Raw genomic sequence first — 13,690 nt, forward strand, 5'->3', positions numbered from 1 at the left:
GTTGATGCGAAGCAAGATAAGTTCAGAAAAACTTATACTTTCTAATCAACGATCTAAATAACTACATCCAATCGTCTTCTTCCTTCTGTTTAGACAATTGGGCGCGGATCACAGCTTTCAATGGATCTTCAGGAATGAAAACTTCTACATTCCCCTTAACCCTTGCCTGGCAGGACAATCTGTACCCTTCCGAAGCTTGGCTGCCTATTTTCAAACGCTCGTTTTGATTCATTGGCTCAAGCCCGCTCTGGTCTTTGACCATCACCTTGCACATCAAGCAGGCCGCTTTCCCTCCACAGCGAGTGCGAATGGTCACTCTGGCCTTTCGGCCTGCATCGAACAAGGTTGTTCCGGGCCGCACTCCAATCTTTTTGTTATCCGGCCAAAATGTGATTTCCGGCAAAGACATGGCTATCCCCTACTTCTGGTTTCCATAGTATGTGAAGTTGTGCCAAGCAATTTATCTAATCGAAGCATAAATTCCGGCGACCACTGATTGCGTTCAATCAGATCCTGCAATACCGGCAAGTGCTGCTCCGGCTTGATGAGCATAGCAGCTGCAATAGGCTTATAACGGTCGGGACGATCACGCAGCATGTTAAAAAGCAGTTCATGCGCTAGCGGCATTACTGCTAAGACAGTTCCTTGTATTTCCACATTGAGCGCATACTGCTGCAGGAAGTACTCGGCCTCTGCGTAATAGTGAGAGCCATTCTTATGAACACTGAATCCGCCTACAGCTTCAACCTGCATATCCGCTACCCGATAATGACTTAGTGTTGATGTGTAAATCTCGGTTGTACTGAGCAGCGGTTGATCAAGAGCCCAATTTTGCAGGATATGAAACAATGCCTCCACTTCATGTTCATCCAGATAAATGTCCAAATCTCCGGGACTCTGAACTAGTTCAATCCCATGGAGCAGAAGACCGCAACTCCCGCCGACCAGCCATTTTATCCCGCTGTATTGAAGTGCTTTTTGAAGCATCTCCATAGCTTGAAGCACTTTGAAGGACAACTGCACAAAGGACACACCTTTCCCTGACGTTCATATTTAAAAGTATGGCTTGTGTGTCACTGAAATCGTTCCGGTCTGAGACTTGATTGCGCATTGGCAGCCTAGACGAAACCCCTGTTCCAGCTCTTCCGGTTCCAATCGGTCTTCCTCAGCTTCGGTTGGCAATTCCAGATCCTGCATCCCTTCCGTAACCAAGCAGCGGCATCTAGCACATGTTCCACGGGTACAGGAAAATCCCCAATCGACCTCGTGTTTAAGCGCCAGATCCAGAATCGTCAGCCCTTTCTCAGCCTCTACGGTTTTCTGAATTCGGCGAGCTTTGAGCTCTAACAAGCGATAACCCCCTACAACATAGATAGCAGCATATAGATTATGATGGGTATAAATAAAATAAAGGCAATTACAGATAAAATAATTCTTACCGCACCTGTTGTCCGGGTTCGAGCATAGGTGATCAGTAAGGAGGAAACGACCATAAGTCCAATCGCTACAAATGAAGCCCACATTTTGTCCAAACCTGACATACTGATTGCTCCCATTTCAAAGTGTCAAAAACCTATGAATGATTATAGCATATGGGCAGAAAAAAAGCATAAACGGGTATGCCCGTTTATGCTCACACACCTTGCTAAAGCTGCTACTTTTTCCCCATCATCATACTCATCAGTTGGTTCAAATTGTCGGGGTCCAGCTTGCTGCTTTTGACAGCCTTGATGATTTCATTCACGGTATCTTCCGATACCTTTACATTGACGAGTCCCGACACCTGCTTGATCAATTGACGAAGCTGCGTCTCGTTTTGCAACGTTGACGGCTTCACGCCGCTAGCTATCTTTTGAATATCCTTCTCGGATACGGATTTGCCCGTTTTCTTCTTCACAACATTCAACACGTCTTTGGATACATCTTTATTCGCCACTTTCTCGCCTCCCACTTTCTTATGATGGATACGATCCAACTAAGATATAGTATGAAGGCGAAGCGGTGTCCGTGTAGGCTATTCGAGCCACTTTGCACTGCTCGGGGAATCCAATTCTTCCATCTCCTGGGTTCGGTTTCTCCCCATCAGATCCTCTACCGCAAGCTTGGGCGATTTCCCTTCAAACAGCACATGATAAAGCTCATCCGAGATTGGCATTTTAACTCCAAAAGTGCGTGACAGCTCATAAGCGACCTTGGTTGTTTTAACACCTTCCACGACCATGCCCATTTTTTCCAGTACCTGATCCAGCGGCTCTCCTTTGGCCAACATGTAGCCGGCACGCCAATTACGGCTGTGTTTACTCGTTCCGGTGGCAATCAAATCGCCCAAGCCGGCAAGCCCTGCAAAAGTTTGCGGATAGGCGCCCATGGCCACACCCAGCCTGGCGACCTCGGCGAGACCGCGAGTGAGAAGCGCTGCTTTTGCGTTATCCCCAAAGCCAAGCCCATCCGATAACCCGGCCCCAAGTGCGATGATATTCTTGAGCGCTCCGCCAACTTCAACTCCGAGCACATCGGAATTGGTATATACCCGAAAATAAGGATTAATCAATAAATCCTGTGCCATTTCCGCCGATCCTTGATCCTGTGAAGCGACTACGACTGTGGCCGGGCTTTTGAGGATGACCTCTTCCGCATGGCTGGGACCGGATAAGACCACAATCTTTTCTTCCTTAAGCTGCGGAATTTCGTCTGCAATTACACCCGTCATTCGCATTAAGGTTCCGGTTTCAAATCCCTTGGCTGCATGGATCACAAGTGTATCCTTATGTAAAAAAGGCCTAATTCGGGAGGCTACTTCTCGCATGCCTGAGGTAGGTACAGCCAAAACAATTGCGGCCGCACCTGAAAGTGCCTCCTGCACTGAACTCGTGGCCCTAATCTCGGTTGACAGTTTAGTATCTGCAAGAAACCGGCTGTTATGGTGCAAGGTGTTGATTTCCACGACCTGATCCTCATTTCGGGACCAGAGCCATACCTCCTTGCCGTTGTCCGCCAATACGGCTGCAAGAGCCGTTCCCCAACTGCCTGCTGCCATTACTGCCACTTTGTTCGACAAGTTGATGCCCCCCTTACATGCGAGCTGATTGAAGCGCAAGTCACGCTTTTTTCGAGCCTATCTTATTCTCCTTACCCTGAAGGAGCTTGGCAATATTCTTGCGATGCCTGAGAAAAGCAAATAAACAAATAACAATACTTACCCAAAACACCTCGATCGGCCGGCCCATACCCCAAATGAAAAAAGGTAAAATCGCAGTAAGCAGCAGGGAGCCTAGCGATACATAGCGAGTAATTACTATTAAAAGAATAGCCAGAAGACCGGCAAAAAGCGTTGGCAAAAAACATAAGGTTGCCATGACACCTATTGTGGTCGCGATCCCTTTACCGCCTCTAAAACCAAAAAACAGCGGCCAATTATGCCCGATAATAGCGGATAATCCACTTACAACAAGGATCAACTCTATGCCGCCAAGCCATTTGGCGAGATAGACCGCAAGCACACCTTTAAGCGCATCTAGGATTAAAACGAGAATAGCAGGGCCTTTACCGAGTACACGAAGTGTGTTGGTAGCTCCCGCATTTCCGCTTCCATGCTCGCGGATATCGATCCCTTTAAGCCATCTGCCAAATAAATAACTAAAGTTGATAGAGCCTAGTAAATATCCCGCTATAATTGCTCCAAATGATAGCAATGGTTTTCCCCCTATTCATTATCCGATGATTTCCTGCGGGTAAACAAGCGGATTGGCGTTCCTTCGAAGCCAAAAGCTGCCCGTATTTTATTCTCCAAGTAGCGCTCATAGGAGAAATGCATCAGCTCAGGATCGTTGACAAACAGCACAATGCTCGGCGGTTTAACGGCCACTTGTGTAGCATAATTGATGCGAAGCCTTCTGCCTTTATCCGTAGGAGGAGCGTTGTAAGCGACAGCGTCCGAAACGACGTCGTTGAGCATGTGCGTCTGGATCCGCAAGGAATGCTGTTCTGCAACCTGGATCACGACCGGTAACAGCTTTTGCAGTCTCTGCTTGGTTTTGGCCGATACAAATACGACAGGCGCATAGGACATAAAGAGGAAGTGATCGCGGATTTTCTGGGTAAACTGCTGCATGGTTTTGTCATCTTTATCTACAATATCCCATTTGTTCACAACAAATATGGCCGCCTTGCCGGCTTCATGTGCATACCCGGCAACGTGCTTATCCTGCTCGATAATCCCTTCTTCACCATCAATCACCACGAGCACAACATCCGCTCTTTCGATGGCTTTCATCGCACGCATAACGCTGTATTTTTCCGTGTTTTCATAAACCCGGCCCCGCTTGCGCATCCCGGCTGTATCGATGATGACAAACTTTTGTCCATCCCGTTCAAAAGGGGTATCAATAGCATCGCGAGTCGTACCGGCAATATCGCTGACGATCACGCGCTCTTCACCCAGAATGGCATTCGTTAAAGAGGATTTTCCGACATTCGGTCGGCCGATCAATGCGAATCGAATGACTTCTTCCCCATACTCATCTTCTTTTTTCTCAGGAAAAAGAGCCGCCGCTGCAGCGAGCAGATCTCCGATCCCGATGCCGTGGGCACCGGAAATACCGATGGGATCGCCAAAGCCCAGGCTGTAAAACTCATAAATGTCATCCTGACGCTGCAAATTATCCACCTTGTTTACAGCAAGGATGACGGGCTTCTTGGAGCGAAAAAGCAGCTGCGCCACTTCCTCATCCGATGAGGTCACACCGGCCTTGGCATCCACCATAAAAATAATAACGTCCGATTCATCAATAGCCAGCTCAGCTTGGACTCTCACCGATTTGAGCAGCGCATCTTCGCCATCGATTTCAATGCCACCGGTATCGATCACACTGAACTCCTGGTTCAGCCATTCGCCAATACCATAGAGCCGATCACGGGTCACTCCTGGTTTATCTTCCACAATCGCCAGCCGATCGCCAACGATTCGATTGAATATAGTCGATTTACCGACATTCGGACGGCCGACAATTGCAATAATAGGTCTGGCCAAATTACCTTCAACTCCTCAAAACTCATTTATTTCCTTGGAAAAATTCACAATCTTCATCATATCAAAAAAGCCTGATCTTGGCTATTTCTTTTCCTGATCAAACCGCATTATCGCTGGTGTGCTTGACCAATATCATAGTTCCGTTATTCAAGTCCTGGGCGATGCAATCCAGTATTTTTTCCAACGTTAATGCTACCTTTTGCCGCTCCTCCTCATCGCTGACGATAAAAATCGGTGCACCTCCCCCCACTTTATCCTTGTTCATTGTCACGACCGCAACAATTTGTGCCATGCTGTCATCATGCCTTTCATTTTTGATTAATGCCGGCTTTGGAGGGCATCCGAACCGCGCTTTCCAATACAGGCACTCGCCGCAGAGCAGCTAACGATTTATTCATATCTTTTTCAAGCGGCAGTAAAAATACAGCCAAGTCACCGGTATTCAGCTGCAGCTTGGCCATCGGAATCAGGGAAGGCTCGCCCGAATCCCGATAAACCCCGAGGAGAATGGTCATATCATGTAAAATCGCTTGTCTTTGTCCCAAATTAGCAAGCGTTACGCGGTTATTTTGATTTTTGGGCTTTATCATAAAGCCGACTCCATGCTCCTTAATCAGCTTGCGGTCTTCATCAAGACCGACATTCATAATATACGTATCCCCCACATACAGATCGGGACCGTCCAATCGAACATCACTATGCGCGACCTCAGCAATATCCGCTAATTTCTGGCCTGTCTTAAAAAAATAGGCCAAGCCGACAGAAACAAGTCCGGCCATTACACCCCAGTACCAAGCAAACACGATACTGAACAAAGTCCCGATAAATGCCGTAAATATCACTAAATAGTTTCGGCCTTCAAACACCATGGCGATGCCCTCTATGTAGGCGGCGCCTCTCGGGACCAGCTCCAAATTATCGATCTGAGAGAGGCTGAGCCTTTCCATATTGCGGACATCACGGAACTGCTGGGCGGCCAGCGTCAAGAAGGTTACGGCCGTATAGTTTTTCTCAAGCAAGGCCGGCACCGCCACAGCTCCTAATGCCGCGGCAATGATACCGAGAGAGATATGAATGATTTTGCCATGGGGATAGGTAGGATACTGCCTGTAATCTGTCTGCAGCATACTCACTCTGGAAACAATACCAAAAATAACCCCGACGATGATCCCGATGGTATACCCGTGAGTATGCACCCAATTACTCATTTTCTCCAGCCCCCTCTGCGGCTCAGCCAGGAACGAATCATCCATTTACAGCCGCTGTATGCCGTTTGAAGCAGAATGGTCATGGTGCGTGCCGTGAATACCGAAAGCCACCACTCATCCTGAAAAGAAGGGCCTCCGAATTGAACGGGGGCAGCCGAATGATGAACAAAGCCGAAGAGAAAGTCACCCATTAACAGGCCGATCGACAAGCAGGCGATTTGCTCCTTGACATGGCGTTCAACAAGTATCACAATCATGGCCAGCAATAAGGCGGCATCCAGACTTGGCTTGAAAATGACCAGGATGGGATCCATCGACAGCACTTCTTGCAGCAAAAAATGAATGGAGCCCAGCAGCAGTCCGATTGACAGCAAATGAAGCTTGTGCAAAAACCCGGTTATTTGGTACAAAATGGCTATACTGAACAAAGCAACCCAAATATAGACCAAGTTCATTTGCCAGCCATACAGATTCAGATGAAAAGGGAACAGGACCAGCCACCCGACAAAAAAAAGAAGGATCCTTTTAGTCGATATATGCTCGACATATACATCTTTCCAGCCGCTGAGCAGTAAAATCAGCATAATGCAAAGTATGATTAGCGAAAGATAGCCTGAATTCATTTCTTTTATCACCCTAAAGGTCGTTCGGGCCTGCAGTCGATGTGTCCGAATGCATGCTCCATATGATCCTTAGTATGGCAAAATCCTCATTAATTACTCCAGCTGCCTCTATTTGCATAAGGATGAATATCGATTCCGCGAGCTCTGCACCATTCCGCTGTCTCTCCTGTGATTACAACCGGACGGTTCCATAAATCAGGAACACTGGGAGCGCCCAAAGCGGTCATGATCAGAGTCAATCCTTCATGCAGTTCATCTATAAAGGTCATGAGCGACTCTGTTCCCTCCAGCCGCAGAACCCTCAGAAATGCGCCAGCCATCCCTATTGCTGAAGCGCCAAGCGTCAATGCCTTGCATGCTTGCAGCGCATTTGTGATGCCGCCGGATGCTAAAACCTGGCCACGCGGATACACGCTCAGCGCTTCAAGCAGTGCCGTGCTGGTCGGGCATCCCCAGTCGTTCAGCCAATCGATGGGCGCCGATCGGCGCGCATTCTCGATGGCCGCGAAATTGGTTCCTCCGGCACCGCCTACATCGAGGATGCGCACCCCGATACTGGCGAGCTGCTGCGCATTTTCCCTCATAATGCCGAAGCCGACTTCCTTGATGATGACCGGAACGTGTACTGCCTGTACAATCGCTTCGATTCTCTTAAGCATCCCGATAAAGCTGCGGTCGCCCTCAGGCATGATCAGCTCCTGCATGACATTCAAATGAATCTGCAGCGCACTGGCTTCAATCATGTCAACGGCGCGGAGCGCCTGTTCGACATCGGCTTCGCTGCCCAGATTGGCCACCACGATGCCGCGCGGATTCTCACGGCGGACGATCTGGTAGCTGGACGCTACCTCTGGATTCTTAATCGCCGACATCTGAGAGCCGACCGCCATAGCAAGTCCTTTTTCCCTGGCCACGATGGCGAGCTCTCGATTGATGGATTCCGTCTCCGCTGCTCCACCGGTCATTGCATTAATAAAAATCGGCGAACTCAAAATGAGATCGCCGATTCGTGTAGTTAATGCAATAGCATTTGTGGACGTTTCAGGAAGACAGTTATGCACAAACTTGATATCGGACAGCCCCTGCTGACCGGATTGGCCAAGCTCCAGCGCATGAAGGACATGCTCCATTTTGCGTGAAATGCGCATTCCTGCGGTCCTCCTTAGAGTTTTGCTTTAGCAAAACTGACTTCGTAAGCATAATCTATATTCAACTATTTTTTGAATTTGTTTAATTTATCGCCAAAGCGTTCAGCCAGCGTAAAGGAGAGGCCTTGATTGTTCAAAGACACATTCTCGTTGCCTGCGATTTCCTTCTGATGGTTCGCGCTGGAACCTCCGTCTCTTCTTGGCTGTCTTTCTCTCTCCGGCTTGGCTGGAGCTTCCGGAGCTTCTTCTGTTTCTTTGATGCTCAGGCTTACTCTTTTTTCAACTGTATTCACTTCAAGAATTTTCACTTGAACTTCCTGGCCTTCTTTTAATACTTCATGCGGAGTTCCAATGTGGCGGTGAGCGATCTGCGAAATATGCACAAGTCCTTCTACACCTGGAGCAATCTCGATGAAAGCGCCAAAAGCAGCAAGACGCTTAACGGTACCTGTCACAATCGATCCCGCTGTAAAATCACGATCCACCATGCTCCATGGACCTTCCTGAGTAGCTTTTATGCTCAGGCTGATCTTGTCGTTGGCGGGGTCTACTTTAAGGACCTGAACTTTAACCTGATCGCCTTCTTTGACAACCTCGGAGGGCTGTTCCACATGATGCCAGGCCATTTCGGAAATGTGAACCAGACCATCGATGCCGCCAATATCCACGAACGCCCCGAATTGTGTCAGGCGCTGTACAGTTCCATCCAGCACTTGACCCACCTTGATGTTCTCCATAATTTTCTTTTTGCCGGCTTCGTATTCTTCATCCAGAACATCTTTCTGGGATAGGATGACCTTGTTCTTCTCTTGATCGATTTCTTTAACACGCAGGCGAAGGGTACGGCCTTTGTAATCGCTGAAATCTTCCACAAAATGCCGCTCTACCATCGAAGCCGGAACAAATCCACGTACGCCAACTTGAACCACAAGTCCGCCTTTTACAACTTCCGAAACTACAGCTTCAATAATTTCTTTGCTGTCCAATTGCCCTTGCAGGGTTTCCCAAGCTTTGGAATTGTCAACCACACCTCTGGATAAAGTAAGCTGTTCCTTCTTGTCGTTGATGCTGGCTACTTTCAATTCAACCTCTTGGCCAACTTCCACAGTTTGTCCATCTCTGCTAAGCTCTTTTACCGGAATGATGCCATCATATTTATAGCCGATATCAACAAACGCTTGATCCTCGGCAATCTTAGCAATTTTACCTTTGACGGTTTCACCCTTTTTCAAAACGGCTACATTCGAAAGGGCCTCTTTAGCTTCAGCCTGAGAATCGGATGTTTCCTGCTCGGTGGCTTCTGCTTTCTTGGACTTTTTCGCTTCCGTTTTAGGCGCTTCTACCGCTTCGGATGACTTGGTTTCTTCAGCGGCTTTGGCCTCAGTATCTTGGGCTTTTACTTCAGTTTCTTCTGCGGCTTTTACCTCTTCCTGGTTATCCACGCTTGCATCTTTTACATCTTCTGACATTGAATTAGCCTCCTCGACGATTAAAAAACCTATCCATATTATTTATAAATTCACAAAGATCAAGCACAGGGCCAAACTTTGTTCATACCAAGAGTTATGATTAGCTGCTATGCTCGGCGAGCATACGGCGTATGATCATCATAATCTTATCCGTAGCTTGTTCCAAATCCTCCGAGCTTCCTCCAGCAAATTCACTTAAATCTACTGGCGTTCCATACACAATCTTCATGGGACGAAATAAAGTATAATTGCCGATGATTGCTACAGGAACTACTGCAGCGCCTGATTTCAACGCCAGGCTGGCCGCGCCTTTCTGGCCTATTCCTCCGCTGTTGCTGCGGCTTCCTTCGGGGAAAACCCCCATCATTTTACCTTCTTTAAGTAGCGAAATCGCAAGCCGGATGGACTCCCTGCTCACGCCGCCGCGTTTGACCGGGAATGCGCCGACCTTCGAGATTACTGTTCCAAGAATCGGAACATCGAATAGCTCAGCCTTGGCCATAAAATGAACCATGCGCTTAAGTGGAGTTCCAAGCAGCGGCGGGTCCAACAAGCTCGTATGATTCCCGCATAAAACGACAGGCCCATTGGCGGGAACATTGTCTGTGCCGACGACACGCAGGCGTAACAATGAATAAAAGTAGATGCGAAATAAAAACCTGCCTAATCGATACAGCATCTTTACTTCCCTCCTCCGGCTTTGTCTCTGCAAAGCCCGAGAATCGCATCCACGACTTCAGGGATGCTCATGGTCGTGCTGTCGATGAGAAGCGCATCATCCGCACGGACAAGCGGAGAGATTTCTCTTTCCTGATCCATTTGGTCACGACGCGCAATATCCTGCTCTAATTGTTGAAGCGTCGCATCCCTGTCGCCGCCGTCCTGCATTTCCTTGAAACGGCGCTCCGCTCTTTTATGGACGCTGGCTGTTAGGAAAATTTTAAGCTCGGCATCCGGCAGGACTTGGGTGCCAATATCACGCCCGTCCATGACTACGCCTTTGGCAGTGGCCAATCGTTTTTGTTTGGTTACGAGAATCTGTCGAACTTCACCGATGCTGGCTATCTTTGAAACATATCCGTTAACTTCAGCAGATCGGATCCATTTCGTTACATCGACTCCGTCTACCCAAACCTGCTGCCCATCCGGACGAGGCTGAAGCTCAATTTCCAGACGTCTGGCCACAGCAATGACATCTGCCGTTTGCTCAGGATTCAAACCTTCTTGTAATACTTTCCAGGTTACAGCCCTATACATGCCTCCGGTATCCACGTAGATGAATCCAAGTGCACCGGCCACCATTCGGGCAACCGTGCTTTTCCCGGCTCCAGCGGGACCATCAATGGCAATGTTGAATTTTTGCAAGCTGCCTTTCCTCCTAAACCTAAATACCTTACGAACAAAAAAGCAGGCACTGCCCGCTCGCCTTAAAATTATACCACATCAAGGGGACAGATGCAAAATCATGCCTTCCCCATTCCTATTTCTCATAATCGGAATACAGCTTCCCTTCCAAGGGCTCCACTCGCGTCAGATGCGTTCTCCAATAAGGAAATTGAAGCAGGGCTTGGCTGCAAATCAAGAGCAACAAAAAAACGAGCACAAAGCGGATCAAAACCTTCTCCACCTTGACGGAGAACACAATGAACAGCTGCTCGTATGTGAATGTTTGCCTTTGTTTGTCTCTGGTCATTTGCCTCTACCGCCCAAAGCTATCGATTTGGTTGGTAGTATATCCAATTCATGTGAATCTATGCACTATTTTTTGCGAAAATCCATTTGCCGTTCAAAGCAAAAACGAATCAGCTTCTGGCGATCTCTATCCGTAATATCAACAAAGCGCACCATGGCCAGCTGCTTGCCGGATTCCAGCACCTTGACGCGGACAATCTCACCTTTTAAGGGCACATGCTCAATGGTGCCAGCTTTATAAGGCACCAGCACCCAACAGGAGATGGTATAATTGACGCTAAGCGGTATGTATCCATCACAGATAAAGGAGATTCCGCCGCCGCCGACATCGTCGGTTATGGCAACGAACTGCGGCTGGTTGGAGAATTTCACAGCAATCTCCAGCTCGGCGGGAACCCGCAGAAAACTGCGCCGCTGCACTTGCGTGATGGCCTCCGGCTCCGGCTTCTTGATGACCACGAGTCGAATGACATCTTCTTTAAAGCCAACAACCGATGTATTGAAATAGTTTTTAACGCCGCCTTGAGAAACAAAATAGGCACTGATCTCATCGCCCAAATAAAGCCTCTTGAGCCGTCCCGATCTTTCATTAAGCGGGACTTCCATGACGATTCCTTCATCCGTCACATCCGCGATTCTGGATTTATATTCAATCTTCGCTTCTTCTTCATCAATTGAATTCACTTGTAAATGTAAAATTTGGTTTACCTTAGGAAGCAATTCGCGCACCCCCTTATCAACTAATCTTATGAACGTTAGAATCGCTATTTAGATTATATCATTTCTATGTATTTTAGGAAGCATAAAAAAGAGAAGCCGGCTCTCAGCTTCTCCGAGGCTATCTATTTGGCTATGGCATTGACCTCTTGCGGCCTGATCGTTTCGACCTTTTCCTCCACACCTGTTTCACCGTTCACATAAATCCGATAATGGTTTCCATTCATTCTTCCCAGAAACTCATGGCACAGGATCTCCTGATTGGTGTCATCCTTGATGACTGCCAAGCTTTTGGAAGTTATCTCCATAGCCCCGCTGAGCGCCTTTCTTGCTTCTGCCGCATTCACCTTAGGGGCGGCAAATTTACGCACTTTCTGGCCGAAGACATAGTCATTCATTTGCATTCCGGTAATCTCTCCGTTATCCAGCGCTACGGTCACATTAATTTGCTGGGGATAGATTGTTATGTCATTTTCCCTTTTGGCAAAAGCAAGATTGGCTACGTTATGGTATTGATCGTAGCTGACGGCACTCATGCTCTTGTACCCGTGCCGATCGAGAAACTCACTCGCGGCATCCCTCGCTTGCCTGATGTCGAGCTTAGCCGCGTCCACTGAACGAGGATGCATATAATATAAAAGCTCACCGCCTTTTTTGGTAAAATCCATTTGAACAGCATTATTATTATTTTTTCCGTCAGGGATGGTTACGCTGTAGGATTGATAATCCGTATTGCTGCCTCCGTTGGCTTTCACCTGCATGGCCGAAGTATCCGTATTTTTAAGGAAAGCTGCCGCTTTTTGCTTAATCTCCTGAGGGCTCATTTCATTTCCGGACAGGGCATGCATATTCATTGTTTTCAACATGCTCGAGCCGCCTGGCCCCCAATTGATTTCCGGATAGCCCCCCACTTTCTTATCTACCGTAGAGAAACCGTCGATGATGACATTGTCATTGGGTCCTTTTTCCGAAGCCAGTGCAACCTCGACATCCATCCATCTCAAATTGTTCGTGATTACCTTATCCTGAACACCTTGTATTTCAGTAGTCAACTGCTTGGAGTGCCCATATAAGGCGTTCAAAGTCTTCAGTTCATTGTCATTCATAGGCTGCTTGGTTAAATCCCGAATAGATGTCTTGTACGAGAAGTTAGCCAAATTCGCCAGAAATTCCTCCGTTTTGTTAAAAGGAAGCAGGGAAAGCGGCAGCTGGCTGATATCGCTCTGCGCCTGACTCGTGATCCTCCATACATTAACCAACCCTTTTCGATAAGAGCCCTGCGAAGTGGAATTTACTGCAAGCGTATTGCCTAACTCTTGATGCAGTTTATCCATATGATACGATAGATCATGAAAGGCCCGTTGGTACTGATTCTCCGCTTTAATCAATATAGAGTTTTTGTCCTGATGCTCCTTGTACCCCCATACCGCTGTTCCGATAAAAGCAACTGCCAGGATGGGAAACAAGGCCATGCTTAGCCTACGATATATCATTGGATGGAGTTCCCCTTTCTTTTGCGTTAACTTGCGTTAGTTTTTGCCTGCTCTTGAAGCTTTATGCATCTGTTACGATGATGAGGGCAAAAAAAAGAAGCCGTTCCCGGGAAGGAACGGCTTATTCCGGTTCGGTCTCCACTTCAAAATCATCTTCATTATTGCAAATACACTGCCGAAAACCGGTTTCTATCTTACCTTTACCTTGCTTGCCTTTAAGGACGAAACGTTCGCCGCATTGCCTGCAGCGGATCGTGACTTTGACTCTGTGATTCTGCATAAGCACCCTCCCGTATGTCATCCGCAGAAAA

The 13,690-nt window shown here is 47.8% G+C and carries 19 protein-coding genes; all 19 read right to left on the reverse strand.

The annotated features are described in order from the left end of the window. Nucleotides 1-61: 61 nt before the first annotated feature. The 19 genes from BLV33_RS06960 to BLV33_RS29225 all read right to left on the reverse strand — a co-directional run bounded on the left by BLV33_RS06960 (nucleotide 62) and on the right by BLV33_RS29225 (nucleotide 13,659). On the reverse strand, nucleotides 62-409 hold the full coding sequence (locus BLV33_RS06960; RefSeq protein ID WP_090789523.1) for a 2Fe-2S iron-sulfur cluster-binding protein: 348 nt from the start codon (nucleotides 407-409) through the stop codon (nucleotides 62-64). Between the two features lie 2 nt (nucleotides 410-411). Continuing rightward, entirely contained in the window at nucleotides 412-1,023 is a 612-nt protein-coding gene (locus tag BLV33_RS06965) for a nucleotidyltransferase family protein (protein ID WP_090789525.1), read from the reverse strand. Nucleotides 1,024-1,053: 30 nt separating this feature from the next. Further along, nucleotides 1,054-1,350 (reverse strand): 2Fe-2S iron-sulfur cluster-binding protein, encoded by a 297-nt coding sequence (locus tag BLV33_RS06970; RefSeq protein WP_090789527.1) that lies wholly within the window; start codon nucleotides 1,348-1,350, stop codon nucleotides 1,054-1,056. A gap of 11 nt (nucleotides 1,351-1,361) precedes the next feature. Beyond that, complete coding sequence (locus tag BLV33_RS06975) at nucleotides 1,362-1,541, reverse strand: DUF2768 family protein (protein ID WP_090789529.1); 180 nt, start codon at nucleotides 1,539-1,541, stop codon at nucleotides 1,362-1,364. 113 nt (nucleotides 1,542-1,654) lie between these two features. After that, on the reverse strand, nucleotides 1,655-1,936 hold the full coding sequence (locus BLV33_RS06980; protein ID WP_090789531.1) for a stage VI sporulation protein F: 282 nt from the start codon (nucleotides 1,934-1,936) through the stop codon (nucleotides 1,655-1,657). A 78-nt stretch (nucleotides 1,937-2,014) separates the two neighbouring features. Then, complete coding sequence (locus BLV33_RS06985; protein WP_090789533.1) at nucleotides 2,015-3,058, reverse strand: NAD(P)H-dependent glycerol-3-phosphate dehydrogenase; 1,044 nt, start codon at nucleotides 3,056-3,058, stop codon at nucleotides 2,015-2,017. Nucleotides 3,059-3,098: 40 nt separating this feature from the next. Then, nucleotides 3,099-3,692 carry a glycerol-3-phosphate 1-O-acyltransferase PlsY gene (gene plsY, locus BLV33_RS06990; protein ID WP_090789534.1) on the reverse strand — a complete coding sequence of 198 codons (594 nt, stop codon included), beginning with the start codon at nucleotides 3,690-3,692 and terminating at the stop codon, nucleotides 3,099-3,101. An 11-nt stretch (nucleotides 3,693-3,703) separates the two neighbouring features. Then, complete coding sequence (gene der, locus BLV33_RS06995) at nucleotides 3,704-5,029, reverse strand: ribosome biogenesis GTPase Der (RefSeq protein WP_090789536.1); 1,326 nt, start codon at nucleotides 5,027-5,029, stop codon at nucleotides 3,704-3,706. Nucleotides 5,030-5,126: 97 nt separating this feature from the next. After that, on the reverse strand, nucleotides 5,127-5,321 hold the full coding sequence (locus tag BLV33_RS07000; protein WP_090789538.1) for a capping complex subunit for YIEGIA: 195 nt from the start codon (nucleotides 5,319-5,321) through the stop codon (nucleotides 5,127-5,129). 16 nt (nucleotides 5,322-5,337) lie between these two features. Next, the gene (locus tag BLV33_RS07005; RefSeq protein WP_090789540.1) at nucleotides 5,338-6,237 is read right to left on the reverse strand and encodes a YIEGIA family protein; all 900 of its coding nucleotides are present in this window, start codon (nucleotides 6,235-6,237) and stop codon (nucleotides 5,338-5,340) included. Further along, entirely contained in the window at nucleotides 6,234-6,860 is a 627-nt protein-coding gene (locus tag BLV33_RS07010; protein ID WP_090789541.1) for a YphA family membrane protein, read from the reverse strand. The genes BLV33_RS07005 and BLV33_RS07010 overlap by 4 nt, the downstream gene beginning before the upstream one ends. 89 nt (nucleotides 6,861-6,949) lie before the next feature. Continuing rightward, a complete protein-coding gene (gene fni / locus BLV33_RS07015; protein WP_090789543.1) occupies nucleotides 6,950-8,008 on the reverse strand; it encodes a type 2 isopentenyl-diphosphate Delta-isomerase in 1,059 nt (352 codons plus the stop codon). 65 nt (nucleotides 8,009-8,073) lie between these two features. Beyond that, the gene (gene rpsA, locus BLV33_RS07020) at nucleotides 8,074-9,477 is read right to left on the reverse strand and encodes a 30S ribosomal protein S1 (protein ID WP_090789545.1); all 1,404 of its coding nucleotides are present in this window, start codon (nucleotides 9,475-9,477) and stop codon (nucleotides 8,074-8,076) included. A gap of 100 nt (nucleotides 9,478-9,577) precedes the next feature. After that, on the reverse strand, nucleotides 9,578-10,156 hold the full coding sequence (locus tag BLV33_RS07025; protein WP_090789547.1) for a lysophospholipid acyltransferase family protein: 579 nt from the start codon (nucleotides 10,154-10,156) through the stop codon (nucleotides 9,578-9,580). A gap of 2 nt (nucleotides 10,157-10,158) precedes the next feature. Then, nucleotides 10,159-10,842: a (d)CMP kinase gene (cmk, locus tag BLV33_RS07030; RefSeq protein WP_090789549.1), complete on the reverse strand. Its 684-nt coding sequence runs from the start codon at nucleotides 10,840-10,842 to the stop codon at nucleotides 10,159-10,161. 115 nt (nucleotides 10,843-10,957) lie between these two features. Beyond that, entirely contained in the window at nucleotides 10,958-11,170 is a 213-nt protein-coding gene (locus BLV33_RS07035; protein ID WP_090789551.1) for a hypothetical protein, read from the reverse strand. A 65-nt stretch (nucleotides 11,171-11,235) separates the two neighbouring features. Continuing rightward, complete coding sequence (locus BLV33_RS07040) at nucleotides 11,236-11,889, reverse strand: flagellar brake protein (RefSeq protein ID WP_090789553.1); 654 nt, start codon at nucleotides 11,887-11,889, stop codon at nucleotides 11,236-11,238. Between the two features lie 122 nt (nucleotides 11,890-12,011). Further along, complete coding sequence (ypeB, locus tag BLV33_RS07045; protein WP_090798743.1) at nucleotides 12,012-13,376, reverse strand: germination protein YpeB; 1,365 nt, start codon at nucleotides 13,374-13,376, stop codon at nucleotides 12,012-12,014. 124 nt (nucleotides 13,377-13,500) lie between these two features. Beyond that, entirely contained in the window at nucleotides 13,501-13,659 is a 159-nt protein-coding gene (locus BLV33_RS29225) for a hypothetical protein (RefSeq protein ID WP_171909041.1), read from the reverse strand. Between the last annotated feature and the right edge of the window lie 31 nt (nucleotides 13,660-13,690).

It is taken from the genome of Paenibacillus sp. GP183 (genome assembly GCF_900104695.1).
Lineage (GTDB): Bacteria > Bacillota > Bacilli > Paenibacillales > NBRC-103111 > Paenibacillus_AI.

Excerpts from the sequence above, each read along its gene's own strand:
- BLV33_RS07035 (WP_090789551.1), bottom strand. The coding sequence starts at position 11,170 with ATGACCAGAGACAAACAAAGGCAAACATTCACATACGAGCAGCTGTTC.
- BLV33_RS29225 (WP_171909041.1), bottom strand. The coding sequence starts at position 13,659 with ATGCAGAATCACAGAGTCAAAGTCACGATCCGCTGCAGGCAATGCGGC.
- BLV33_RS06960 (WP_090789523.1), bottom strand. The coding sequence starts at position 409 with ATGTCTTTGCCGGAAATCACATTTTGGCCGGATAACAAAAAGATTGGA.
- BLV33_RS07010 (WP_090789541.1), bottom strand. The coding sequence starts at position 6,860 with ATGAATTCAGGCTATCTTTCGCTAATCATACTTTGCATTATGCTGATT.
- rpsA (WP_090789545.1), bottom strand. The coding sequence starts at position 9,477 with ATGTCAGAAGATGTAAAAGATGCAAGCGTGGATAACCAGGAAGAGGTA.
- BLV33_RS07005 (WP_090789540.1), bottom strand. The coding sequence starts at position 6,237 with ATGAGTAATTGGGTGCATACTCACGGGTATACCATCGGGATCATCGTC.
- fni (WP_090789543.1), bottom strand. The coding sequence starts at position 8,008 with ATGCGCATTTCACGCAAAATGGAGCATGTCCTTCATGCGCTGGAGCTT.
- BLV33_RS07025 (WP_090789547.1), bottom strand. The coding sequence starts at position 10,156 with ATGCTGTATCGATTAGGCAGGTTTTTATTTCGCATCTACTTTTATTCA.
- BLV33_RS07000 (WP_090789538.1), bottom strand. The coding sequence starts at position 5,321 with ATGGCACAAATTGTTGCGGTCGTGACAATGAACAAGGATAAAGTGGGG.
- BLV33_RS06975 (WP_090789529.1), bottom strand. The coding sequence starts at position 1,541 with ATGTCAGGTTTGGACAAAATGTGGGCTTCATTTGTAGCGATTGGACTT.